The following is a 24,749-nucleotide window of genomic DNA, read 5'->3' as shown; positions in this document are numbered from 1 at the left end:
ATTTTAATATGAACAACGCATCATCCGCTTTAAAGGTAGCGGCCGGTATTTTTTTGACGATCGCTCTGATCACTATTGTTGTAATCTTGTTTGTATCCGCCCAGGAAGCTACGAAAACTGCTCAAAACAATTTTTCCGATATTCAAACAGAACTGTCACAGGCCTCATTTACGGTTTATGACGATACGACAGTCAGCGGGTCCCAGGTCACGAATGCTTTGAGAAAATTCAAGGACCGGGAAGAGTTCGGTATTCAGATTAAGACGGGGAAAAACAGTACAGGCCAATGGTATGGAGACATTCTCAAAATCAACGGCACTCTGACGAACGAAGAATACGGTTCAGTGAGTGGCTCCAGCTTGGCGGATATAGGCAACACCTGGAACGAAAAGCTTAACGAATACGTCAATCCAAGCGGTAAATTCAAGGCAAAAGTGATCAAGGATAATTCCAATGTAGTTAGGGGACTGATTTTTACCCAGACTACGGTCACTCCTTAGCCGAGAAGCCGAATCACACATGCTGAAGAGCCTGAAAGATTTTCTGTGGTTAGGTACGGCGGTTTCCTTAACTCTTGGAGCTGTATTGTTTACCCTTGATTTTACACGAAGTTATGATGGCCTTTTACAAAATCTGTCCTCTTTCATTCAAACGCACAAGCGAAGTGTGACCCTATCGGGGGCCGGCTTAAGCAACGAAGCATCGAATTTCGATACATATACAGGATTGGATATATTATATGGCCTGAGAAGCTGGAAGTTGGATGGGGCGGAAGTCTCGATTAACGGCACTGTCATTCCGGATGCCAAAGATGATGGAGCATTGCCTTCCGGTCTCTATGATCAAGATCTAGGATTGGCCGTAGCTTTGCTGGACTTGGAGGAAGACTACGAGGCATACTCCCAGCTCGATAAGCAGGGGCGCTTGGCTAAGATATCTTTTAAATTAAAGTGAAGGGGCCGAAGTATGGGCAATGCTTTATCGAAGATCGCGGCGGCTATCCTGGCGGTGGTACTGATCTTTCTTTTTCCCGCGTTCCAATCCGCTCAGCGTCAGGAAGATATCAGGGTACTGTCGGCTTATAACACACTTGTCCAGTTTACGGATGCCGTAAGAAGCAAAGGGTATGTCTCTGCGGAAATGTACGAGGATTTTGCGCGTGAGCTGGAGACCACAGGCGCGGCTTATGACATCGAACTAGAACACCGCCATAAGAAATATCATCCCGAATATAAGGATCCTGCCGATCCAACTACATTTATGGACGAATTCAGCGTGGTCTACGATTCAAATTACACATCAGACATCCTTAAAATGTTGTTTCCTTCAGCTCTCCCTGCGGGTGGGCCGGTTTTAAGAAAATATAGGTTGGAGGCCGGAGATTATTTGAGTGTAACTTTAACGAAAGTGTCACGGTCCCCGTTGGAGGTTCTGTCAGGTTTTATCTACGGCACGGCACCAGAAGGCGGCCAAACGAAGCATTTGTCCTACGGAGGCATGGTGTTGAATGAAGATTACTGACTGGGCCATCATTTTTGTACTGATTGCAGGTCCGTTGCTTTGGATTTCAAGTTGGAATACGGAACAGCTTAGAGAAGCTAATCGGCTTGAAATCCGGTACAACTCGGTTTTAAAGACGGCTGCTCAGGATGCAGGAAACCTGCTTAATCGTAACGAGTCGCAGCATTATGAATCGGGGTACGGATCCGCAAAATTCATGCGGGCCGACAAAGAAGCGGGGTTGGCGGCTTTAAAGGAGACCTTGGCACTGAATTTCGGTATCGCTGACGATCCGCTGGCGATGCAAGCTTTTATGACGTATATTCCTGCTGTAGTGGTTATTGATTATGACGGTTATTATATCTATGCGATGGAAGAGCTGACAGGGACAGACGGCTATTCCGTCGCCGAACATCGCTGGCGTCCAAAGAAGCCATATGTATACCGGGATCAGGAGGGGAAAAGTCTTTCCTTTACACTGGATCAGCGGGTTACTGTTGTAAATCCCGTTACGGGTGAGTCGGTAACCGGGTTGCGGGAGACTGTTGGCTCCGAGTGGAGTATTCCGGTTCTTCAAAATGAGGAAGCCTTCGAGCAAGTGAGAAGATCGGTAATCGTCCGGAGTATAGAAGATGATCTAGCGGGTATCATTCATCGTCATAATGAAATTTCCCGTAAGCTCGGCGTGAGTTATACGTTTACGCTTCCGGTAATTCCCCAAGAGGAATGGAACAATACAGTCGATGACGTAGGTGTGCTTGTTTTCCTGCAAGGGATTCCTGTCGGAAACCAATACTTTAACAATTATGCGCTCGGCGGCGGGAGACTGGTCAAGCGTCGGCCCGTGTACGGCGGCATACATCTGGAAACCGGGATCAAATATGCATTTAATGATAAGTGTCCGTTCCCTTTCCAACCGGTTGAAGTTTTCACGAATGCCAGAGATGCGGCAGCTTCCGGATATTTTGAAGCGGAATGTGGACAAGGAGTCCACTGATTATAAGTGCAGGATTCGTCCACGTAAGTTCACATTCATTACCGACAGAGTGGTTACGGCGTTCTTCTTCATATGCTAAAATTCGTAATAGAATGTAGCTGAAAGGAACGTGAAGCAAGAATGAAAGCTAATGAGGACCGTTATTCACGTCAGCAGTTGTTTCAACCGATAGGTCCTGAAGGGCAGCAGAAGCTTGCGGAGTCTTCGGTGCTTATTATCGGGGCAGGCGCCCTCGGAACGGGGATCGCCGAAACTCTTGCCCGCGCAGGTGTGGGGCGACTGGTCATCGCGGACCGTGATTATGTGGAGTGGAGCAATTTACAGAGGCAGCAGCTGTACACCGAGGCCGATGCGTTGGCCAGGCTGCCGAAAGCCGTGGCGGCGGAACAACGACTTCGCGCTGTCAACAGCGAAATTATAATCGAAACGCATGTCGTGGATGTAACTTATGAGGAGATCGAAGAGCTGATTAAGGATGTAAATGTGGTTATGGACGCCACGGATAATTTCGATACCCGGCTTCTGATCAATGACATCGCACAAAAATACGGAATTCCATGGGTTTACGGTGGCTGTGTGGGTAGCTACGGGATGACGTTTACGATTTTACCGGGCCAAACGCCATGTTTGAATTGTTTATTGGGGACGATTCCGCTTGGAGGCGATACATGTGATACCGTAGGTGTCATTCCGCCTGCCGTGCAGATCGTCGTTGCGCATCAGGTTACGGAAGCGTTGAAGCTGCTGACAGGTCATCCCGAGTCACTTCGAGGCACATTGCTGACCTTCGATGTGTGGCGGAACGAGCAATCCTCAATCAAAGTAGGGTCCGCCAAACGGGAGGACTGTTTATCCTGCGGTACGCATCCGACTTATCCGTTTCTGTCCGCAGCAGGTACCCGTAAATCGGAGGTGCTGTGCGGTAGGGACACGGTTCAGATCCGGCCTGCCTTCAAACGGAAGCTTCCTTTACCCGAAATTGCCGCGAGATTTGAACGTCTGGGGGAAGGGAAGGTGGAACTCAATCCTTTTCTGGTCTCCTACACGATCGGGGATCGGCGAATCGTCCTGTTCGAAGACGGAAGAGCGCTTATTCACGGAACGAAAAATACGGCGGAAGCCAAAGCGATATACGATCGGTTTTTGGGTTGAATATTTCTATATTGTTAATGAACGGATTAATTTGGCAAACCATTCACGCACCTTGCGGAATGGTTTGTTTTTATTTTGACCATCTTAACGATAAGTGCATAGAACCCTCTATAAAGGAAGTTCGGAGATTAAAGGGCAGAGGCGGGAACTCATATGAAAGACATCGTGCTGCTGATGCAAAAAAATGATTTTGCAGCCACCCAAAGGCAATTATTTCTGGAACAGGCCGGATTTGAAGTTCGCCGTTGCCACGGCCTGGAGGATACGGCAACAGAACTGGATGAGGAAATGCCTGGCGTACTGCTGCTGAGTCCGGAGACCGGCAGCCGTGTTGTTTATGAACTGATGGACAGAGTTGGGGAGAATCCTCCATTCCCCGTCATGGTTATTTTGAAGGAATGGGATACGGATGAGATGGTCTCCTTACTTGAAGCAGGAGTAAACGAAGTTGTGGACATAGCGGTACCCAATATAGAATTTGAAGCAAGAATCCGCAGTCTGATCAGGCTTTTCCGTCGTTTTGCCGACGGTTATTTGACGGAGTTGAGGTATGAGGATCTTGTTATTGAATTGAAAGGGCGCAAAGCTTATCGGGATGGTGATCTGATCAAACTTACACCGAAGGAATTCGATTTGCTTAGATATTTAGTGAAGAGAGCGGAGCAGGTATGCCAGAGAGAGGCGATTCTGCAGGAGGTATGGGGATATGATTTTTCTACGGGAACGAACGTAGTGGATGTGTATATCCGACATTTACGCAAAAAAATCGATAAGGGAAGATCCAGGAAGCTGATCCATACCGTCCGCGGAACCGGATACGTAATACAGTGATTCGCACAAAAAATAACCCGATAGAGAGGCTATCGGGTTTGATTTCATATATGAGGACTAAAGGACGCGACGAGCTTTCAAGTAAGTTCTTTTCCAGTTACCGGAGTTCAGATTAGAAATCGTAACCCCTGGTTTACCATAAGTGTGCAAAATTTTACCGTTGCCCATATAAACAGCTACATGCGTTACGTTTTTGCCGTTTGCGCGGCTGCCGCTCGAGAAGAATACCAGATCGCCGGCTTTCAAATTCGATTTGGATACGGCACGTCCGACTTTAGATTGAGCTACTGAAGTCCGTGGAAGATTTACTCCATATTTTTTGAAGATGTGTTTCATAAAGGACGAGCAATCGAAGTTTCTTGTAGTTGAAGTTGATGCACCGAATTTGTATGGAACTCCCATATATTTTTTGCCGTAGTTTACAACTTGGGTTCCTTTAGATGTTGCTACGCTTTCTGCTGCTTGGGCCGGTGCTGCTCCAGCGCCGCTGGCAAGCAGGGAGCTGAATCCGATAGTTGAGACGAGACCTACCGTCAATACTTTTTGGAATAGATGTTGCATTCTCATGATGTATATACCTCCAAAGTTCTTGTTTTTGTTGACCGGTTCGAAATGAAGTATAACAGCTTTTAAACTTCCGAAATTATGGCAAGGACCGGTCAATCGCTTGGTAGGTAAGGGTTTGACCCCGATTATTAAAATATGATTAAAGTTTACAAAAACGTAAGAAGTTCGTTGTTTCCAATGTAAAGAAAAATGAAAGAACCCTTGATATTTCAAGGGTTCTTTCACGTTTTGATCTGTAACATAATCCGAAGAAAAGGTTACAAAAATGTTTTATTCTTTTGGCGAAATGCTAGTGTTTCTTTCTTTCGTTAGTCTTTGCTCTGGATAATAAGCAGCAAGCCGCTCTCGATCCGAATCGTTCCCCGTTCCCCTTTGAGACGGTTGCTTACGCCTAGAGATTGGCCCATTTTCAGGGTGGCGTTGTCCAGCGGGTACATGAACCCTTCCAAATGGATACCTGTGACCTCCGGGGTGAGAGGAAGCAGGGATACGTAAGTATAACCGCGGTCTTCGATTTCGCAGGTCGTGCCTGTAAGCGTGACATAGTTGTTGGTATCCCAAATGACGCTGGTAATTTGATGCTGCATCCCCCGCAACATCATTTGAATGTTCGATAGAGTGTGGTCCAACCTGGAACCGAGAACGCCAACCATGACGATTTCGGAAGCATGTCTTTGGATAGCGACTTCGAAAGCCAGTTCGGTGTCGGTTAAATCCTTGTTTACAGCATCACACTGAATAAGCTCTTTGCTGCTTTTTTTAATTTTCTCCAGTTCTTCAGGGCTGACTGAATCGAAATCCCCAACCGAAATGTCAGGAGATATCCCATGCTCAACTAAAAATAAGGCTCCTCGATCCGCCCCGATAATGATGTCGTTCTGAGAGATGTTCTTCAGAAATACTGGATCGATGGTACCTCCGGCAAAAATAAGCACACGATTCGCTTCCATGTAAAAACTCCCTTTCTGTTCATAAGCCCGAATATTACCAGTATAGTTCAGTTTTTAGGCTTGCACAATTGAAGGCGTCGGGAATACAATGGACACAGCAATTTAGCGAGAGAGAGGGCAGGGGAGCAGGGAAATGCATTTATTCGATATATTCAGTATTATCGGAACGATCGCCTTCGCCATGTCGGGAGCATTTGTGGCGATGGAAGAAGAGTACGACATACTCGGGGTACTGGTGCTGGGACTAGTTACCGCTTTTGGAGGGGGAATTATCCGCAATGTGTTGATCGGCGTGCCGGTTACTACCTTGTGGGCGCAGGGCGATTTGATATTACTGGCTGTTTTGTCCGTTTTGGTCGCTTTTGTGCTGCCGCTCCCTTGGATTCAGCATTGGAAGAAGACGGAGGCGCTGTTTGATGCGATCGGGTTGTCCGCTTTTGCGATTCAAGGTGCACTTTATGCGAGCGGAATGAAGCATCCGATCAGCGCGATCCTGGTAGCCGCGGTTTTGACAGGGATCGGAGGAGGGATCATCCGGGATTTGCTGGCCGGACGAAAGCCGCTTGTCCTGAGGGACGAAATTTACGCGGTATGGGCGATGATCGCCGGACTTGTCATCGGTCTTGGCTTTTTCACTTCGACCATCGGACTGCTGCTGCTGTTCGTACTGGTTGTCTGTTTTCGGATGCTGTCCGTCCATTATAAATGGAAGCTCCCGAGAAGGTCGCTTAAGACGGGCAATATTGAGGTTGAGGCCAAATCGGAGACATTGTAGACCATTTCCGCAAATCATCTCCTACTATATAAAGAAGAGGATCCGTGCCCGTTTCAAGGCCATAGGTCCTCTTCTTTATTATGTCGAGCCTATTTTTTTGGATACTGTTATTCGAGAAAATAAACCAGCGCTTCAGGAAGTTCTTTCTGCCAGAAGCCCCACAGATGCTGTCCGTCCTTCTCGTAATATCTTACTTTGGCTCCGCGCTCTTCCAGCAATTCCTTAGCCCGGCGATTTAAGTCCACAAAATTGTAAGTTCCCGTATCGGTTGTGTACTGCTGCTCCTGTAATCCAACTATCATATAGAGAGAAAGAGTGGACAAGTCCTTTTCGGCAGCGATAAGTTCCAGGGAGGCATCGTAAAACGCGCCCGATAAACTGATGATTTTGGAAAACAGCTGCCGGTTTTTCATAGCGAGATGCAGCGAAAATGATCCGCCCAGGGAATCGCCGGCCAATACTCGCTGGTCCGGTTCGCGGCGAACCGGATAATTGCGCTCCACAAAGGGTATAATTTCTTCAGTAATACAGGTGCTGTAAGCCTCGAACCGATTGCCGAAAGGAGCGTATTCTTCCGTCCGGACCGAGACATCGACCTCGATTCCTACTATAATGAAAGGCTCGATTCCTTCATCAAGAATAAGTTGGTTCGCGAGGGTAGCGATCCGTCCGAAATTGAAAAACTCTTCGCCATCCTGACAATAAACGACAGGATAACTTAAAATTTCATTGTAGCCAGGGGGGAGATAGATGCGAAGTTTCCTTTTTTCTCCCAAGCTGTTGCAGTCGACCTCCTCTTTAACAATCGTCCGTTTTAAATACCGAGAATCCGTCATATTATGACACGCCCCTTGTCGTCTGTTTTTTGCTTTTGACCTCTCATTAAGTTAAGATAACCCTGGAAGCAATAAACGCATACACTTCCAGAAAGTCATTTGTGTTACATAATTATGTTTCGTCTGTTATACAAACAAAAATAAATAATTAAGTCATTTCAGCGCAATTCCTTTGACTTAATGACTACAACAGATGTATAATAATTCTATAACAGCGGAACATGATAATCAAATATTTTGTCGAGGTGAAGAAAATGAGCAAGATTCCTTATGAAGTATATACGGAGGAAGTCGAGGCTTTGGCCGTCCTTTCGCCGGATGGTGAAATTGTAAACAAAGATAAAGTCCCGAACTTGACAGATGATCAATTGAAAGAACTAATGTACCGTATGGTATTTACCCGTACTTGGGATGAGCGTGCTATCAACTTGGGACGTCAAGGACGTCTCGGTTTCTATGCTCCGGTATCCGGACAAGAAGCCACGATGGTAGGCAGTGAATTCGCTTTGGACAAGAATGACTTCGTTTGCCCGGGTTACCGCGATATGCCGCAGCTCGTATGGCATGGTCTTCCGCTTTATCAAGCTTTCTTGTATTCCCGCGGTCATCAACACGGCGGTCAAATTCCTGAAGGCGTCAACGTACTTATGCCACAAATTATTATCGGCGCGCAAGTTCTTCATGCTATGGGCATCGCCATGGGTTATAAATTGAAGAAACAAAAACAAGTCGCCATTACTTACACCGGAGACGGCGGTTCGTCCGAAGGCGATTTCTACGAAGCGTTGAACTATGCTGGAGTATTTAAGCTTCCGGTTATTTTCTTTGTGCAAAATAACGGCTATGCCATTACGACTCCTTTCTCCAAACAAACGGCTGCTCTTTCGATCGCTCATAAAGCGGTAGCTGCCGGTATCCGCGGCGTGAAAATCGACGGGATGGACGTGTTCGCAGTTATCAGCGCGGTTCAAGAAGCTGCAGAACGTGCACGTAACGGCGAAGGCGCGACTTTGATCGAAGCGGTCACTTACCGTTTCCGTCCGCATTCCCTGTCCGATGACACAAGCAAATACCGTACTAAAGAAGAAGAAGGACAATGGAGCGAAAAAGATCCGATTGCCCGTCTTGCCAAGTATCTGGAGAAGAAAGGTCTTTGGACCGACGAAGATACGGCTCGCGTGAAAGAAGAAGCCAAGGCGAAAGTCAACGAACAAATCAAGAAGGCTGAGCAAACCGAGAAAATGACCATTCCTGGCCTGATTGACAGCATGTTCGAACAAACGCCTAAACATTTGGAAGAACAAAAAGCCGAATTTAATAAATAAGCCTTGAAGAAGTTCTAATGAGGAGGATATGAGCAATGGCACAAATGAATATGAAAGAAGCAATCCGCGATGCGATGCGCGTAGAGTTGAATCGGGATCCAAACGTCCTGCTTTTCGGGGAAGACGTAGGTAATGTCGGCGGTGTATTCCGCGTAACAGAAGGTTTGCAAAAAGAATTCGGCGAAGATCGTGTATTCGATACGCCGCTGGCTGAATCCGCAATCGGCGGTATGGCAGTAGGCCTCGGGATTCAAGGATTCCGTCCGGTTGCCGAAATCCAGTTCGTCGGCTTTATTTTCGAAGCTCTGGACCAAATTTTGGTGCAAGCTGCACGGATGCGTTACCGTTCCGGCGGCCGTTACAACGCGCCGATCGTGTTCCGTACTCCATACGGCGGCGGCGTTAAAGCGGCTGAGTTGCATACGGACGCCCTGGAAGGTTTGATTGCGCAAACTCCGGGTATTAAACTGGTAATCCCTTCTAACCCTTACGACGCAAAAGGTCTCATGATTTCCGCGATCCGCGACAATGATCCGGTATTCTTCATGGAGCACCTTAACTTGTACCATGCATTCCGCGCTGAAGTGCCGGAAGGTGAATATACAGTTGAACTTGGCAAAGCCAACGTGGTTCGCGAAGGTTCCGACGTGACGATCATCGCTTACGGCATGATGGTTCACACGGCTGTAAAAGCTGCGGAAGAACTCGAAAAAACTAAAGGCATCAAAGCTGAAGTTATCGACTTGCGCACATTGGTGCCGCTGGATATCGATACGATTCTTGCCTCCGTTAAGAAAACGAACCGTGCGATCGTTGTGCAGGAAGCGCAAAAATCCGCCGGTATGGCTGCAGAAATCATCGCTCAAATCAATGAAAAGGCTATTCTTCATTTGGAAGCTCCAGTGCTTCGCATTACGCCTCCGGATACCGTTTATCCGTTCGCGCAAATCGAAGATCAATGGCTGCCGACTCCGGCTCGCATCATTGAGGGCGTAAACAAAGTTCTCGAATTTTAATGAAATCGATTCTTAAACTAATTAAATAACAGGAGGTCTTCCAGGTGGCAAAATTTGAATATCGCTTCCCAGAGCTGGGCGAAGGTTTGCATGAAGGCGAAATTATTAAAATGCATATCAAAGCAGGCGACAAAGTTACAGACGAAGATATCGTGATGGAGGTACAGAACGACAAGGCGGTCGTAGAAGTACCTTGTCCGGTAAACGGTACGGTGCTCGAAGTGTTCGGGACCGACGGTGCCGTGTTCCGCGTTGGCCAAGTAGTGGCTGTTATCGACGCGGAAGGCGATGTTCCTGAACAGGAACCGGCTCATGAAGAAGCTAACGCTCAAGAAGCTGATGCAGCGAAAGGCGGAGCGGATACGAAGGATTCGCCTGCAGCTTCCAGCCCGGCTGAAGCTAAAGAAGGCGGCGCTAACGGCGCGGCAGCACCTGCTGCACCAAACCGCGAAGTGCTTGCTACGCCTAGCGTACGCAAATTCGCCCGCGAGCAAGGCGTTGATATTGCACAAGTAAGCGGCACAGGCAACGCTGGTAAAATCACTCGCGAAGACGTGGAAGCATTCAAAAACGGCGGCGCGGCAGCAGCACCTGCAGCTGCAAGCAGCAAAGACGAAGCAGCGAAGGCTCCTGCGGCATCTGCAGCTTCCGCGGCCAGCGTAAGCGCAGAAGAAGAACGCGTACCGTTCAAGGGTATCCGTAAGGCGATTTCGAACGCTATGGTGAAATCGGCATACACAGCTCCGCATGTAACGATCATGGACGAAGTGGACGTTACGGAATTGGTAGCTTTCCGTACTCGCATGAAACCAATCGCCGAGAAGAAGGGCATCAAAGTAACTTACCTGCCATTCATCGTTAAGGCACTCGTAGCGGCTTCCCGCCAATTCCCGGCGCTGAACGCTTCGATCGACGAAGAAAATAACGAAATTGTTTACAAGAAACATTACGATATCGGGATTGCTACCGATACGGATAACGGTTTGATCGTACCGGTTATCAAAGATGCCGACCGCAAGAGCATCTGGATGATCGCCGACGCTATCCGTGATCTGGCAGCCCGCGGCCGTGACGGCAAGCTGTCCGCAAACGAAATGAAGGGCAGCACGATTTCGATTTCGAACATCGGTTCCGCCGGCGGTATGTTCTTTACTCCGATCATCAACTACCCTGAGGTAGCGATCCTGGGTACAGGCCGCATCAGCGAAAAACCGGTTGTTAAGAACGGCGAGATCGTTGTCGCTCCGGTTATGGCTCTGTCCCTCAGCTTTGACCACCGTCTCATCGACGGAGCAACAGCTCAAAACTTCATGAACTATATCAAACAGCTGCTCGCTAACCCTGAGTTGCTCGTTATGGAGGTGTAACAATATGGTAGTAGGAGACGCTTCTCTAGATATTGATACATTGGTTGTAGGTGCCGGTCCCGGCGGATATGTGGCGGCCATTCGTGCCGCCCAACTGGGCCAAAAAGTAATTATCGTGGACAAATCGGAACTCGGCGGCGTGTGCTTGAACCGTGGCTGCATTCCGTCCAAAGCTTTGATCTCCGCAGCGCATGCATACGAAAACGCACAGCATGCCGACGCTTTCGGCGTAACTGCTGAAAACGTGAAGGTTGACTTCACGAAAACGCAAGAATTCAAGAACGGCGTAGTTAAGAAAATGACCCAAGGCGTATCCGGTTTGCTTAAAGGCAACAAAATCGAAGTTTTCAGCGGTGAAGTGATGTTCATCAACGAAAACGAAGCACGTGCTTTCAACGATCACGAATCGCCGCGTTACCGCTTTAAGCATTGCATTCTTGCGACCGGATCCCGTCCGATCGAACTGAAGCCTTTCCCGTTTGGCGGACGTATCCTGTCCTCGACGGAAGCTTTGGAACTTCCTGAAATTCCTAGCAGCCTGATCGTTATCGGCGGCGGCTACATCGGCGCTGAATTGGGCCAAATGTTCTCGAAATTCGGTACGAAAGTTACGATTATCGAGGGTATGGATTCCGTACTTGCCGGCTTTGATAAAGATATGACCCGTCTTGTAACCAAGAGCATGGAAAAAACGGGTATCGAAATCATCACCAACGCAAAAGCTGAAAGTGCTGAGCAAACCGACAAGAACGTTACTGTGAAATACACCGTAAACGGCGAAAACAAAGAAGTTACAGCGGATTACCTCCTCGTAACGGTTGGCCGTCGTCCAAACACGGATGGCGATCTCGGCCTTGATCTTGCCGGCGTTAAGCTGACTGACCGCGGTTTGGTAGAAGTTGACCACCAAGGACGTACGAGCAACCCGAACATCTTCGCTATCGGCGATATCGTAGCCGGTCCTGCATTGGCTCACAAAGCTTCTTATGAAGGTAAAGTGGCAGCAGAAGTCATTTCCGGACTTCCGTCTGTAGTGGATTACAAAGCTATTCCAGCTGTAGTCTTCACGGATCCTGAATGCTCCAGCGTGGGCTACACGGAGAAAGAAGCGAAGGAAAAAGGCTACAAAGTCAAAGCCGGCAAGTTCCCGTTCGCGGGCAATGGCCGTGCAACTTCGCTGAATCAGCCTGACGGCTTCATCAAGATTGTAGCTAACGCTGAAAACAATCTGGTAATCGGCGCGCAAATCGTCGGTATCGAAGCTTCCAACTTGATTGCCGAGCTCGGCCTCGCGATCGAAATGGGCGCTACGCTTGAAGATATCTCGCTTACGATCCACGCTCACCCGACACTGGGTGAAATCGTGATGGAAACCGCTGAACTGGTTGAAGGCCATCCGATCCACGTGATCTCCCGTTAATTTTTGATTTATCACTCCGGCGCGGCTATTTATTGACGACCAGGAGTTCTCCTAAGCTAATTGACAGGGCAAGACCGAATTTCATCGGTCTTGCCCTTTTTTTAACTTGTTTCAATCCGCCGTCCAATGGGTAAGTATCATTTTGCTTTATACATAGTTTGATAAGTAAAATTGATAAAAACGAAGGGATGGGAAGAGGGCAGTGAGGAATTTAGGCAAATGGATTCCGGCTAGAACGTGGAAAGGGCTGATTGTCGGTCTGACCGTGGTAATGATACTTAGCGGCTGCGGAAACGGAAAAGAGAACACCGGAGATCCGGAAAAAAACGCCGGGCCGGAAGTTATGGCTCAGGATGAAACAAAAGGGAAGGCAGCAGCAGACGGGAATGTAAGCGATAATTCCGCTTCAGCAGAGAATAAGGTCGATGTTGAAATCGTGTCCGGAACCTCATCCGAGCATGCACCCAAAGATCAGGGAGCGTCGGATGTCTGGCTTCAAGGAAGCGCTAAAATAGAACAGGACCAAATCGTAATCTCGGGAAAATCCAATCTGGTTCCTGGTGCCAAAATAGAGGCGGAAATCGATGCTGCCGGTTATACGATGTTCGGTTATCGGAAACAGGCGGAGATCAACAACGACGGTACTTTTGAGATGGATATCAAACGGCCGGACATTAAAGAAGGAACCTTGGAAATAACGATCAGCTTTAAACCGGATCAGCAGTCCGCAGATCTGGAGCCTTATGGCGCGAATGGAGAAAAAATGACCGGCACGTTTATCCATCAAGTTGAGGAAGAGAATCAGACGCTACACAAAGCGGTAACCTATATTTACATGGATGCCGCTGCTGAAATCGGCTCTGAATGGAAGGCGGAGAATCCGGTCGGTGAAAAGCCGGATGACTATGGAAATCCCGCCATATGGATGAAGCCGGAGGTAAACGCCGAAGAAGGATTTTATTTGATTAAGGTGAAGAGCAATCTGCTTGAAGGTACGGTCGTTTCCGGCGATATCGACATTCCGGATCACGTCCATTTCGGATACGGTGAGAAGACGCAGGTACTTCCTGACGGCTCGTTCCAGGTCCGGGTAAAGCAGCCGAAAAAAGACGTAGGCAGTTTTTATCTTGTGCTGCAATTCAAGCCTGACGAGAATTTATCTAAATCGGCGCTAGCGGCCTATGGCAAGCTTGGAGAGAAATTATCAGGTGATTTAGTCAAGACGGAGCAAACCGATGAGGGAGCGCTGAAATATATTGAACTTCGCATGAAGGTGGACCCGAACAAATAAGAATAATAAAAAAGCTCACTCCGTCAGCGATGGAGTGAGCTTTTAGCTTTAGATGAATAGATTAATGCCGGATTGATCCGCTTTCCCTAAATAGTAACCGACACCGCCGATTTTCACGCCGTCGATCAATTCTTCCCGCTTGATGCCCATGACGTCCATCGACATTTGACAAGCCACGATTTCGACGCCTTGGTCGATTGCGGATTGCATCAACTCTTCAAGCGAAGCGATATTGCCGTTCTTCATGACGCCGCGGATCATTTTCGCACCCATGCCCATCATGTTCATTTTGGACAGGGACAGCTTGCGGCTGCCGCGCGGCATCATGGCGCCGAACATTTTGCCGATCATGTTTTTCGGGACATTCACCTTTTCCGGTTTGCGGATGACGTTCAGGCCCCAGAAGGTGAAGAACATCGTTACCTTTTTGCCGCTTGCCGCCGCTCCGTTGGCAATAATGAATGAAGCGATGGCTTTGTCCAGATCGCCGCTGAATACGACCATCGAAGTACCTTCCTGTGAAGAGACATTACTCGGAGCAGGATTGGAGGCTTCAATCTCAGGCAGTCCCCCTTTGCAAAGGTAGGCCTCGATCATGCCGTCCGCCTTTTTACTGACCTGTAGTATCCGATTCTTAGACATAGTCGCCCAGGCTTGCACATCTTCATAAAATCCAGGGTCCGAAGCGGTCACCCGTAGAATTTGCCCTTCCTGAATCTGATCCATTTTTTGTTTCACCTGAATCAATGGGCCGGGGCAGCATAAGCCACAGGCGTCCAGCTCAGCATCGGCCCGCAATTCTTGGTCGCGCACTCGCAGGGGCTGCGCTGTAGCTGCGGTTTCCCGAGCCGCTTCAATAACAGGAGCAGGGGCGGAAATAGCCGCTGTTTTCTCCGGTTGATCTCCGCCGTGTCTTTGGCCGGCCTGATATCGCACTAACTGATATGTCTTATATCCGCCGGTCAAATTGCGGACACGGAAACCTTTTTGCTGCAAAATCCGGGCAGCGGTGTACCCGCGAAGTCCAACCTGACAATAAACCCAAATTTCTTTTGAAGGGTCCAACTCGGAGAGTCGGCTACGCAGATCATCGACCGGAATGTTCAAGGAATCCGGAATATGGCCGTTGGCATGCTCGATTTCCGAACGGACATCGACAAGCAGGGTAGAGGCGCTGTCACGGCTGTCCAAATCTTTCGGAACAAAGACTGCGGTTCTACCGGTCAACACGTTCTCGGCTGTGTACCCGGCCATATTAACCGGATCTTTGGCGGAAGAGTACGGAGGAGCATAGGCCAGCTCAAGTTCGGTAAGATCACTTACCGTGCCGCGGAAACGGATCGTTGTGGCGATATCGTCGATCCGTTTATCCACACCGTCGTGCCCAACCGCCTGGGCGCCGAGAACGGTTCCCTCGTCGTTGAACAGCAGCTTAAGTGTTAATGGCGTTGCTCCCGGATAATAAGCAGCATGGGAATTCGGATGGACGTAGGTTACATGGTATGGCAGACCGAGACGCTGCAGCGTCTTTTCGTTATTTCCTGTTGCCGCACCGGTTAAACCAAACACTTTGATAATGGACGTTCCCTGGCTACCCTTAAACGTGCTGCTCAGCCCGCTTACGTTATCCGCGGCGATTCGGCCCTGTTTATTGGCCGGACCCGCAAGCGGAATGGCCGTGGTCGTGCCGTTGACATAATCCGTAACTTCGATGGCGTCGCCTGCGGCATAAATTCCGCTTACGCTGGTCTCCAGCCGATCATTGACGATAATATGGCCTTTGGGCCCCAACTCGATACCTGTTCCTCGCAGAAATCCGGTATCCGGGGATACCCCGATCGCAAGGATCACCATTTCAGCGGTCAAGTTTATGCCGCTAGCGGTACGAACTTCGATGAGCTCACCTTTTTCCTCAAAGCCTTGAACGGTTTGGGATAGAAGCAGCTTTACGCCATGATCCTCCATTTCCTTAGCCAGCGCGTTTGCCATCTCCGCATCGAAGGGAGCCAAAATTTGCGGACCGCCCTCAATCAAGGTAACGTCCAGACCGATTTCCTTCAGATTTTCCGCCATTTCGGCGCCGATAAATCCGCCGCCGATGACGATGGCCGATGAAATTTTGTCCTCGCTAACCCTTTTTTTGATCCGGTCCGTATCAGGAATGTTTCGCAAGGTGTGAATTTTATTACTTTCAATCCCAGGCAATTGAGGGCGGATCGGTTTGGCACCTGGGGATAATATAACCGCATCATAGGTTTCCTCGTAATCGCCGCTCGTTTTGCTGCGTACGGTTACCGTTTTGTTCTCCGGGTTAATGCCAATGACTTCACTATCGATCCGGATATCGATGTTAAAACGTTTATACATGGCTTCCGGAGTCTGTACAAGCAGCTTTGAACGATCCGTAATCGAATCACCGATATAATAAGGAAGACCGCAGTTGGCGAAAGAAATATAGGAATCCCGTTCGAACATGATGATATGCGCTTCCTCATCGAGACGGCGTAAACGAGCCGCAGCCGATGCGCCGCCTGCGACGCCTCCGACAATAATAACTTTTTTACTCATGATTAGTTTCCTCCAATAAGATGCGTATTAATTGTTTGATTCGTTCATCAGCAACGTGATATTTGACTTCAAGTCCGCTCCGTTCGGTTTCCAAGATGCCCATGCTGCGCAGCTTCTGCAAATGCTGGGATACCGTCGATTGCGGTAAATTCAAACACTCTTGCATATAAGAAACATTGCACTCCGGTTTTTCGATCAGGCCCTTAACGATACATAACCGAACCGGATGGGCCAATGCCTTCAGGATTTCGGCAGCTTCTTGGTAGGACTTAAAATTGCTGTCCAAACTGGATCACCTCTGTTCTCTAATATATCACTATATCGCAATATTACGATATTTAGATTTTAAAGTCAAATGCCAAGTTGAAATTTGGCCAGCGTTGAACGGAAGGGTGACACTAATTTGACAAAAGATATTACCCATCATATCATACCCCTTAGGGTATATTTCGGATGAAAATCGCTTTGGAAAAGGAGGAAATGGATTGCAAAATATTCAATTAGGCCCCTTTTTATTAAATGGCTCTCTTGTTCTGAATCTTCTGTTTGGGGCAGGAGGGTGGATAATGCTGAAGCTTTGGGGGCGGATAGTTACTGACCGCTCGGAAACTAAGACGATAGCGGAATTGCTGTCCAATGGATTTTTGTTATGGCTTCTGATTTGGAAATTTAGTTATTTGCTCATTCATCCAGTAGAGGCGGTATCCGAGCCCATGTCCTTGCTTTATTTTGATGGTGGTGAAGCGGGCGGCTGGATCGCCAGTTTGGTTGGGGGGCTTTATATATGGCTGCGTTCTCGGAAGAAAGAGCTGCACTTTGCTATTGTGGTGCACGGTTTTGCCGTATATTTTCTTGGGGGATGGTTTGTGTCTCGGCTGCCGGAGCTGATGTTTCAGGAAGGACCCTCCATCTCATGGATCGCCAGCATCTGCTGGACCGGCATCCTCCTGCTCCAAATGTTAATTGCAAAGCGCGAAACGCCGGAGGCAAGAATTCATTTTGCCGCACTTTGGTTTTTGATCGGTAACATTGTGTTCCAATTTTTCAATCATGAACGCGTCATCTGGATATTGTCTTTCAGCAAGCTGCAGGTCTTATTTTTGCTGCTGGCCAGCGTTCTTGTTTTCTGGAAAGGACCAAAGAGGGATTAGTGAGTCCAAAATCTTTTTTAGGAAGGGGAGGAAACAGTTATGAGAAAGAATGTAATTATCTTTGTCATCTTATTGGGACTAGTCGCTTATAGCGCTTATGATTACATAAATAATAGAACGAACTCGGATGGAAACAAACAACAAACGGTGCAAGATGGAGGCGCAACTGTTGGGATTAAGGAGGGGGAGCAAGCCCCTGACTTTACGTTAAACGGGCTGGACGGTACTCCGGTGTCCCTGTCGGATTTCCGCGGGAAAGTGGTGGTCTTGAATTTTTGGGCGTCCTGGTGCCCGCCATGCCGGGTGGAGATGCCGCATATGCAGCGATTGTATGAGAAGTATGACGCTAAAAATGTCGTCGTGCTCGGTATTAATTTGACATCCACGGAGAAAAGTTCCGACAATGCGCAAAGCTTTGTAGATGAACAGGGACTAACCTTCCCCGTATTGCTTGATTCGAAGGGCGAAGTCATGGACAACTACCGGATCGTTGCCTATCCGACTACCTATTTTATTGATGAAAAAGGCATAATCCGTCAGGTCTCCCAGGGCGCGATGAATGCCGATATGTTGAAAAAGGCCATCCAACCTCTCATTTAACGTTATATAATGTGGCAAGCTCCAATAAAATAAAGGGAGTAGCCTGGCTGCTTATTTTTATGGTAGGATAAAACCTGCGATTGAAAATCGGTAACACAATGTAGTTACTAGTAAGTTTGTTTGAAAAGGAGAGCTTGGTGGCATGGAGACGATTTTTTCGATACTGAAATCAATTATTTTAGGGATTGTAGAAGGGATTACTGAATTTTTGCCGGTATCATCCACCGGTCATCTCGTCATTTTCGAGAATTTCCTGGGCTTTACCGGAACAACGCCATCTTACGTCGAGATGTACACGTACGTGATTCAGCTTGGGGCGATTTTGGCCGTAATCGTGCTGTACTGGGGGAAAATCAAGGACACGCTGGTCAACTTTTTTCCGCAAAAGGTCGGCTTTGCGAAGTCCGGATTCCGCTTTTGGCTCATGCTGGCGATCGCATGTATTCCTGGAGGCATTTTCGGCGTACTGCTTAATGATTGGTCGGACGAGCACCTGTTTACGCCGGTAGTTGTGGCGTTCACGTTGTTCTTCGGCGGTTTATGGATGCTGTACGCGGAGAAGAAGTTCCGTAACAACGGGCTTGGCGGCGGCGGTGACGAGCTCAATGTCACTGTGAAACAAGCGCTCATTATCGGGGCGTTTCAAGTTTTGGCGATCATTCCCGGCATGTCCCGTTCCGCTTCCACGATTATCGGCGGCTGGGTAGCCGGCCTGACGACGGTGGCGGCGGCTGAGTTCTCGTTCTTCCTGGCGATTCCCGTCATGGTAGGTATGAGCTTTTTGAAAATTGTGAAAATCGGCGGTTTTTCCAGTATGACGTCAACGGAGCTCATCTCGCTCGGAGTAGGCTTCCTGGTGTCCTTCCTGGTTGCACTTGCCGTCATCAAGAAGTTTATCGCTTACTTGCAGAAGAAGCCGATGAAAGTGTTTGTGTATTATAGAATGGTGTTCGCGATCATCGTATTGGTGGCCGGGATTGCCGGATTCTTCAAGTAGTTATAATAAGCCCGGGTTAGGAATAAGCAACCATTCCTGCCCGGGCTTCGTCATGTAATAAAGTAAATATGAGAAGGGTTCCTCCGGATCGGCATCCAAACAAATCCCAATAAGATTCAATTTAAGCGGGATATTTACGGGCCAAAAAATACGGATATCAGGAACCAGACACCAAATCCGGTAATAAGCGTGGCTGAGATTAAATTAACGGCGCGTAGGGCTGCGGGTGTCAATAAACGAAGGCGCAGCTGATTAACCGCCGTACACAGCAGAATCCACCATAAGGCGGAACCGAGGAAGATCCCGGCGGTGAACGCTGAAGCCCCCTCCGAAGAACCTGGTAATGAATCGATACCCAAACCTGCGGATAGCGCAGCAAAAGAGATTACCGTCATCGGATTTGCCAGGGTAAGCAGAAAGGTGGAGCCAAAGGTGAACAACTGTCGAGTTTGCCCGGGGATATCGCGATCGGTAAAAGGCGGTTTGCGGCGGAAACCCACAAGGCCGAGAACAAGAATGAGAAGACCGCCGATCATTCTGAAACCGTCCTCGAACCGGATCAACTGCGAGGAGATCACATGCATGCCGAAACCGGCAACAGCTGCATAAATCGCATCTGCACTTGCCACGCCTAGCCCGGCAGCCAACCCCTTTTTCCAGCCCCCAACCAAGGTAGACCGAATACACAACATGCCTATTGGACCGATCGGGGCCGCGATGGCGGCTCCGATTAGAATGCTATTTAGAAGAGTGATCATGGCCATGCCCACTTGACTCCTTGCACAAAGTTTTATGCTTCCTTTAAAGTGGATAGTACGATCGTCGTTTTCGTTTTTTGAACCCCGGCCAAGCCTTTTAAGGTTTCGGAAATGAAGACTTCAAGCGAGGAGATGTCCGGAACGCCGACTTTCAATAAATAATCGTAATCACCGGCCAGATGATGGCATTCTATAATGCAGGATTCATTAGAAATCTGCTCTTTGAATGACTCGATGTACTTCGGATGCTCTAAAATGACGGATATGTAAGCCAGCAAATGCCGTCCGGTGATTTCGCGGTTCAATCTGATTGTAAATTGCTCAATCATCCCTTTTTCCTCAAGCTTACGAATTCTTTCCGAGACCGAGGGGACAGACAGATGAATCGCTTTGCTGATTTCCGAGCTGGTAATGCGGCTGTTGCGTTTCAGAAGTTCTATAATTTGAAGATCGACGCTATCCATTTTTCACAACTCCCGCTTTAAATTCTTTAATTAATTATAAACTATAGTTAAAATAATTTGGCCCTTTTTAATTATAACCGTAAAATATTAGGATTAATGCATTATTATATTAAAATATTTACAGTACCTTATTCTTTTTTTGTGAATGACTTAAATTATTTAGGGCTTCAAGATAAGATGGACATTAATAGTTCATCTTATATACTTTGAGGAGGATAACAACCATGAGTGTATCCGTACATATTTCGCAGGCAACCTATAAGGATCTTGCGTCCGTTACGCATTTGTTTGATCAATATCGGCAGTTCTATGGACAACCCTCCGATCCGGAAGGGGCACAAGCTTTTCTGTTTCGGTTAATGGAGCATAGGGAGTCCGTAATATTTGTGGCCAAAGACGAGGAAAACGGCAAAGCGGCCGGTTTTGCTCAGCTGTATCCGGTATTCTCTTCGTTATCGATGCAGAGATCCTGGATATTGAACGATTTGTATGTGTTGAAGGAATATCGAAACTCCGGTATAGGCAAACAGCTGCTTGATGCGGTTTCGGAGTATGCAGTCGAATCGAAGGCTAAGGGAATCGCATTGGAAACCGGAGTCGGCAACAAGGGAGCTCAAAAGCTGTATGAACAGCTGGGATATACCCGGGATGATGAGTACTATCATTACTATTTGAACTTATAGAAGGTGGCGCACTATGAAGCGAATCGATATCGTATACGCGTTGATCGTAAGCCCTGATAAGAATAAGGTGCTGATGGTTCGAAACCGGGATAACCGGGATACGTGGACGCTGCCGGGCGGCACGGTCGAGACCAGTGAAACACTGGTTCGGGCACTGATCCGCGAGGTGAAGGAGGAAGCCGGCGTTGATATTGAAGTGTTCGGTGTCATGGCCGTAAACGAGGTCATTTTTCCGGAAAAAGAGGAACATTTCGTTCTTTTTACCTTCCGTGCGGAAATTACGGGCGGCCGGGAAGAGACGATGATGCCGGATGAGATTGCCGAGGTGGACTGGGTGGACTTAGATCGGGCGGATGGATTGATGCCGTATTATGAAGAAGGGATAAGCGGCCTTGTGCGCGGAGAGCGGGAGATTCCTTATTTTGACGAAGGAAAAGGATAGGCTGGTTTGGTTCAATCCGCTTGATTCCTCTGCTATAATAGACAAGATGTCATACAAACAAGTGCGGGGTGTGCGATAGATGAGAAATTATTTGGATTTGCTTCAAGACGTCTTGGATAACGGGACTCCGAAAGGGGATCGGACCGGAACAGGAACGATTTCCGTGTTCGGGAGACAGCTTCGCTTTGATCTCAGCCAGGGGTTTCCTTTGGTGACCACAAAAAGGATTCATTTGAAATCGGTTGTTCATGAGCTGCTATGGTTTCTTAAAGGAGAAACCAATATCGCCTATTTGAAAGAGCATGGCGTCCGGATTTGGGACGAGTGGGCGGATGAAAACGGAGACTTGGGGCCGGTTTACGGATCGCAATGGAGAGCTTGGGAAGCTCCAGACGGCCGTCATATCGATCAGATCGCAAACGTTGTCGAGGCGATCAAGAACAATCCCGATTCGCGCCGCCACCTGGTCAGCGCCTGGAATGTGGCGGAAGTCGATAACATGAAGCTGCCGCCATGCCATTTCGTATTCCAATTTTATGTGGCGAACGGAAAGCTGTCCTGTATGCTGACGATGCGATCGGTCGATACGTTCCTTGGACTTCCGTTCAATATTGCGAGTTACGCATTGCTGACTCATATGATGGCGCAGCAATGCGGCCTTGAGGTCGGCGAATTTATCTGGTCGGGCGGCGACGTGCATATTTACAGCAACCATCTTGAACAAGTGAAGACGCAGTTGGAGCGCGAGCCTTATCCGCTGCCGAAGCTCATCATCAAGCGGAAGCCGGATTCGATATTTGATTATGTGTATGAGGATTTCGAATTTGAAGGTTATCAATATCATCCAACGATCAAGGCTACGGTCGCTGTTTAATAACAGGTCGTTATCCATTAGGGGACAAACAGGTTGAAAGGGGCAGTATTTCATGGGAATTACTCTCATTTGGGCAATGTCTCGAAACGGGGCGATCGGCCGGAACAATCAGCTGCCTTGGCGGCTGCCGGCGGATTTGAAATTTTTTAAGGAGCAAACGACCGGCAAAACCATGTTGATGGGCCGGAATACATGGGAATCGATGGGGAGCCGTCCGTTACCGAACCGGAAGAGTGTCGTTCTCACGGCCGATCACGCTTACCGGGCAGAAGGAGCAGATATCGTTCATTCCGTAGAAGATGCTCTGGAATATGCAAAACAGGGTGAGCTTATGGTCATTGGAGGGGCAGGCTTATTCCAGCATTTCTTTCCCTTAGCCGATCGATTGCATGTTACGCGGATTGACGAGGAGATTGAAGGCGACGTATTTTTCCCCCACTTCGACTGGTCGGAGTTTGAGGTTGTCAAGGAAGAAGAGGGAATTCGTGATGAGAAGAATCCTTATTCTTACCGCTTTCTGACCTATGAACGACGTAAGCCCGCTGCACTTTAGTGCAAATTAAAATAGAATTAATCCATTAATAACGTTCCCCCCGGATGCTAACATCAAGATACACTGAAATGTGAAAGTTTCAATGCCTCTTGGAAGCTTTTGCATCATACGGATGGGGGAAGTTATAGATGTCTACACCAACGGGGTTTATGGAATATAACCGGCAGATACCGGGAGACCGGAGCCCTTCCGAAAGGGTCAAGGACTGGCAGGAGTTTCATAAGCATATGTCAGCTGAAGAACTCCGGACGCAAGGCGCACGCTGTATGGATTGCGGCACGCCATATTGTCATACGGGAATGGATATGGCGGGAGGTACCTCGGGCTGTCCGGTACACAATCTGATTCCGGAATGGAATAATCTGGTCTACCGCGGACTTTGGAAGGAAGCGTTGGAACGTCTTCATAAAACGAACAATTTTCCTGAATTCACCGGCCGGGTTTGCCCCGCGCCTTGTGAAGGCTCCTGCACCGTCGGTTTGATCGGGCAGCCTGTCACGATCAAGACGATCGAGCAGGCGATCATCGATAAGGGCTTTGAAGAAGGCTGGGTCGTTCCCGAACCGCCGGCTCGGCGGACAGGACGCAGGGTTGCTGTCGTAGGCTCCGGCCCTGCGGGCCTGGCTTGCGCCGCGCAGTTGAACAAGGCCGGGCATGAAGTGACCGTATTCGAACGGTCAGACCGGATCGGCGGCTTGTTGATGTACGGCATTCCGACGATGAAGCTGGACAAGGCGGTCGTTCAACGCCGGGTGGATCTGCTTTCCGCCGAGGGCGTGAGATTTGTAACGAATACGGAAATCGGCAAGGATATTCCGGCGCGGCAGCTCGTAGAGGAATACGATGCAGTCGTATTGTGCGGAGGTGCGACGAAGCCGCGTGAATTCAACATTGAGGGCAGCGATCTGAAGGGCGTGCAGTACGCCATGCCGTTCTTGAACGGAACGATCAAGAGCTACCTTGACTCCGAGCTGGAGGACGGGAATTATTTGTCCGCCGAAGACAAAGATGTGATCGTTATCGGCGGCGGTGATACGGGCTCCGACTGCGTGGCTACCTCGCTGCGCCACGGCTGCCGCAGCATCACTCAATTCGGAACGCATGCCATGGCACCTCAGGAGCGTGACCCGATCAGCAACCCGTGGCCGCAATTTCCGAATGTTTATACATTGGACTATGCCCAACAGGAAGCCAAGGCGTTGTTCGGCAGCGATCCGCGCGAATTCTCGATCATGACGACGAAGTTCGTCGGCGATGGAGAAGGGAACTTGAAGGAGCTGCATACGATACAGATCCAACGAATCGTGGACGAGACGGGACGCAAAATCTATCAGCCGATTCCTGGGACCGAGAGAGTGTTCCCGGCGCAGCTGGCTCTGATCGCGATCGGCTTCGACGGACCGGAGCAGGGGATTGCGGGTGAGCTCGGCCTTGAAACCGACCGCCGTACCAATGTTAAGGCACGTTACGGAAAATATAATACGAACGTCGATAAAGTATTTGCCGCCGGGGATATGCGCCGGGGACAAAGCCTCGTCGTATGGGCGATCCATGAAGGCCGTGAAGCGGCTCGGGAAGTGGATAAATACTTAATGGGCGCAACTGTACTATCCTAGGAAATAAGGGTGATAC

Annotated in this window: 27 protein-coding genes; 20 read left to right on the top strand and 7 right to left on the bottom strand. The window is 48.7% G+C overall.

Annotated features, from left to right (window positions below; all coding sequences use genetic code 11):
- Window positions 1–8: 8 nt before the first annotated feature.
- The 6 genes from NYE70_RS05700 (at window position 9) to NYE70_RS05675 (ending at window position 4,480) form a co-directional block, all read left to right on the top strand.
- Window positions 9–500 carry an ABC transporter permease gene (locus tag NYE70_RS05700; RefSeq protein WP_211020636.1) on the top strand — a complete coding sequence of 164 codons (492 nt, stop codon included), beginning with the start codon at window positions 9–11 and terminating at the stop codon, window positions 498–500.
- A gap of 19 nt (window positions 501–519) precedes the next feature.
- On the top strand, window positions 520–954 hold the full coding sequence (locus NYE70_RS05695; RefSeq protein ID WP_341045328.1) for a hypothetical protein: 435 nt from the start codon (window positions 520–522) through the stop codon (window positions 952–954).
- A 12-nt stretch (window positions 955–966) separates the two neighbouring features.
- A complete protein-coding gene (locus NYE70_RS05690; protein ID WP_341045327.1) occupies window positions 967–1,521 on the top strand; it encodes a hypothetical protein in 555 nt (184 codons plus the stop codon).
- Window positions 1,508–2,497: a hypothetical protein gene (locus NYE70_RS05685; RefSeq protein ID WP_341045326.1), complete on the top strand. Its 990-nt coding sequence runs from the start codon at window positions 1,508–1,510 to the stop codon at window positions 2,495–2,497. The genes NYE70_RS05690 and NYE70_RS05685 overlap by 14 nt, the downstream gene beginning before the upstream one ends.
- A gap of 120 nt (window positions 2,498–2,617) precedes the next feature.
- Window positions 2,618–3,649 (top strand): thiazole biosynthesis adenylyltransferase ThiF, encoded by a 1,032-nt coding sequence (locus NYE70_RS05680; protein WP_341045325.1) that lies wholly within the window; start codon window positions 2,618–2,620, stop codon window positions 3,647–3,649.
- A gap of 153 nt (window positions 3,650–3,802) precedes the next feature.
- Window positions 3,803–4,480, top strand: coding sequence for a winged helix-turn-helix transcriptional regulator (locus tag NYE70_RS05675; protein WP_213655161.1), 678 nt, complete (start codon window positions 3,803–3,805; stop codon window positions 4,478–4,480).
- Window positions 4,481–4,537: 57 nt separating this feature from the next.
- On the opposite strand, the gene NYE70_RS05670 is transcribed toward NYE70_RS05675, so the two are convergent.
- Together NYE70_RS05670 and NYE70_RS05665 are read right to left on the bottom strand one after the other, a co-directional pair.
- Window positions 4,538–5,047: a C40 family peptidase gene (locus NYE70_RS05670; protein ID WP_211020630.1), complete on the bottom strand. Its 510-nt coding sequence runs from the start codon at window positions 5,045–5,047 to the stop codon at window positions 4,538–4,540.
- Between the two features lie 308 nt (window positions 5,048–5,355).
- Window positions 5,356–5,997 (bottom strand): thiamine diphosphokinase, encoded by a 642-nt coding sequence (locus NYE70_RS05665; protein WP_341045324.1) that lies wholly within the window; start codon window positions 5,995–5,997, stop codon window positions 5,356–5,358.
- Window positions 5,998–6,130: 133 nt separating this feature from the next.
- On the opposite strand from NYE70_RS05665, the gene NYE70_RS05660 reads away from it, so the two are divergent.
- Window positions 6,131–6,772: a trimeric intracellular cation channel family protein gene (locus NYE70_RS05660; RefSeq protein WP_211020628.1), complete on the top strand. Its 642-nt coding sequence runs from the start codon at window positions 6,131–6,133 to the stop codon at window positions 6,770–6,772.
- Window positions 6,773–6,879: 107 nt separating this feature from the next.
- Here NYE70_RS05660 and NYE70_RS05655 read toward each other — a convergent pair whose 3' ends face one another.
- Complete coding sequence (locus NYE70_RS05655) at window positions 6,880–7,608, bottom strand: alpha/beta hydrolase (RefSeq protein ID WP_341045322.1); 729 nt, start codon at window positions 7,606–7,608, stop codon at window positions 6,880–6,882.
- Between the two features lie 254 nt (window positions 7,609–7,862).
- Here NYE70_RS05655 and pdhA point away from each other — a divergent pair, with 254 nt between their 5' ends.
- From pdhA to NYE70_RS05630, 5 genes are all read left to right on the top strand, one after another.
- Window positions 7,863–8,933 (top strand): pyruvate dehydrogenase (acetyl-transferring) E1 component subunit alpha, encoded by a 1,071-nt coding sequence (pdhA, locus tag NYE70_RS05650; RefSeq protein ID WP_211020626.1) that lies wholly within the window; start codon window positions 7,863–7,865, stop codon window positions 8,931–8,933.
- Between the two features lie 35 nt (window positions 8,934–8,968).
- Window positions 8,969–9,949 (top strand): alpha-ketoacid dehydrogenase subunit beta, encoded by a 981-nt coding sequence (locus NYE70_RS05645; protein ID WP_211020625.1) that lies wholly within the window; start codon window positions 8,969–8,971, stop codon window positions 9,947–9,949.
- Window positions 9,950–9,993: 44 nt separating this feature from the next.
- Window positions 9,994–11,316: a dihydrolipoamide acetyltransferase family protein gene (locus NYE70_RS05640; RefSeq protein WP_211020624.1), complete on the top strand. Its 1,323-nt coding sequence runs from the start codon at window positions 9,994–9,996 to the stop codon at window positions 11,314–11,316.
- Between the two features lie 4 nt (window positions 11,317–11,320).
- Window positions 11,321–12,736 carry a dihydrolipoyl dehydrogenase gene (lpdA, locus tag NYE70_RS05635; RefSeq protein WP_341045320.1) on the top strand — a complete coding sequence of 472 codons (1,416 nt, stop codon included), beginning with the start codon at window positions 11,321–11,323 and terminating at the stop codon, window positions 12,734–12,736.
- A 202-nt stretch (window positions 12,737–12,938) separates the two neighbouring features.
- The gene (locus tag NYE70_RS05630; RefSeq protein WP_341045319.1) at window positions 12,939–14,027 is read left to right on the top strand and encodes a hypothetical protein; all 1,089 of its coding nucleotides are present in this window, start codon (window positions 12,939–12,941) and stop codon (window positions 14,025–14,027) included.
- Between the two features lie 48 nt (window positions 14,028–14,075).
- Here the strand turns inward: NYE70_RS05630 and NYE70_RS05625 are convergent, their stop codons facing one another.
- Complete coding sequence (locus tag NYE70_RS05625) at window positions 14,076–16,595, bottom strand: DsrE/DsrF/DrsH-like family protein (RefSeq protein WP_341045317.1); 2,520 nt, start codon at window positions 16,593–16,595, stop codon at window positions 14,076–14,078.
- Entirely contained in the window at window positions 16,588–16,881 is a 294-nt protein-coding gene (locus tag NYE70_RS05620; protein ID WP_211020616.1) for an ArsR/SmtB family transcription factor, read from the bottom strand. The genes NYE70_RS05625 and NYE70_RS05620 overlap by 8 nt, the downstream gene beginning before the upstream one ends.
- A 280-nt stretch (window positions 16,882–17,161) precedes the next feature.
- Here NYE70_RS05620 and NYE70_RS05615 point away from each other — a divergent pair, with 280 nt between their 5' ends.
- The 3 genes from NYE70_RS05615 to NYE70_RS05605 all read left to right on the top strand — a co-directional run bounded on the left by NYE70_RS05615 (window position 17,162) and on the right by NYE70_RS05605 (window position 19,343).
- Entirely contained in the window at window positions 17,162–17,746 is a 585-nt protein-coding gene (locus NYE70_RS05615) for a hypothetical protein (protein ID WP_341045316.1), read from the top strand.
- A gap of 39 nt (window positions 17,747–17,785) precedes the next feature.
- Window positions 17,786–18,346, top strand: a complete 561-nt coding sequence (locus NYE70_RS05610; protein WP_341045315.1) for a peroxiredoxin family protein — start codon at window positions 17,786–17,788, stop codon at window positions 18,344–18,346.
- Between the two features lie 142 nt (window positions 18,347–18,488).
- Window positions 18,489–19,343 carry an undecaprenyl-diphosphate phosphatase gene (locus tag NYE70_RS05605; RefSeq protein ID WP_213656793.1) on the top strand — a complete coding sequence of 285 codons (855 nt, stop codon included), beginning with the start codon at window positions 18,489–18,491 and terminating at the stop codon, window positions 19,341–19,343.
- Window positions 19,344–19,477: 134 nt separating this feature from the next.
- On the opposite strand, the gene NYE70_RS05600 is transcribed toward NYE70_RS05605, so the two are convergent.
- Together NYE70_RS05600 and NYE70_RS05595 are read right to left on the bottom strand one after the other, a co-directional pair.
- Entirely contained in the window at window positions 19,478–20,101 is a 624-nt protein-coding gene (locus tag NYE70_RS05600; RefSeq protein ID WP_341045314.1) for a LysE family translocator, read from the bottom strand.
- A gap of 32 nt (window positions 20,102–20,133) precedes the next feature.
- Window positions 20,134–20,565 carry an Lrp/AsnC family transcriptional regulator gene (locus NYE70_RS05595; protein WP_341045313.1) on the bottom strand — a complete coding sequence of 144 codons (432 nt, stop codon included), beginning with the start codon at window positions 20,563–20,565 and terminating at the stop codon, window positions 20,134–20,136.
- Between the two features lie 224 nt (window positions 20,566–20,789).
- On the opposite strand from NYE70_RS05595, the gene NYE70_RS05590 reads away from it, so the two are divergent.
- The 5 genes from NYE70_RS05590 (at window position 20,790) to NYE70_RS05570 (ending at window position 24,733) form a co-directional block, all read left to right on the top strand.
- Complete coding sequence (locus tag NYE70_RS05590) at window positions 20,790–21,248, top strand: GNAT family N-acetyltransferase (RefSeq protein WP_341045312.1); 459 nt, start codon at window positions 20,790–20,792, stop codon at window positions 21,246–21,248.
- Window positions 21,249–21,261: 13 nt separating this feature from the next.
- On the top strand, window positions 21,262–21,690 hold the full coding sequence (locus NYE70_RS05585) for an NUDIX hydrolase (RefSeq protein WP_213656789.1): 429 nt from the start codon (window positions 21,262–21,264) through the stop codon (window positions 21,688–21,690).
- A 79-nt stretch (window positions 21,691–21,769) separates the two neighbouring features.
- Window positions 21,770–22,564 (top strand): thymidylate synthase, encoded by a 795-nt coding sequence (gene thyA / locus NYE70_RS05580; protein WP_211020608.1) that lies wholly within the window; start codon window positions 21,770–21,772, stop codon window positions 22,562–22,564.
- Window positions 22,565–22,616: 52 nt separating this feature from the next.
- Window positions 22,617–23,117 (top strand): dihydrofolate reductase, encoded by a 501-nt coding sequence (locus NYE70_RS05575; protein ID WP_341045310.1) that lies wholly within the window; start codon window positions 22,617–22,619, stop codon window positions 23,115–23,117.
- 128 nt (window positions 23,118–23,245) lie between these two features.
- Entirely contained in the window at window positions 23,246–24,733 is a 1,488-nt protein-coding gene (locus NYE70_RS05570; RefSeq protein ID WP_341045309.1) for a glutamate synthase subunit beta, read from the top strand.
- Window positions 24,734–24,749: the final 16 nt, after the last annotated feature.

The organism is Paenibacillus sp. FSL R5-0407, assembly GCF_038009185.1.
Taxonomy (GTDB): Bacteria; Bacillota; Bacilli; order Paenibacillales; family Paenibacillaceae; genus Fontibacillus; species Fontibacillus vini.
The sequence above is the reverse complement of the archived record's forward strand: the minus strand, read 5'-3'. Positions and strand labels throughout refer to the sequence as shown.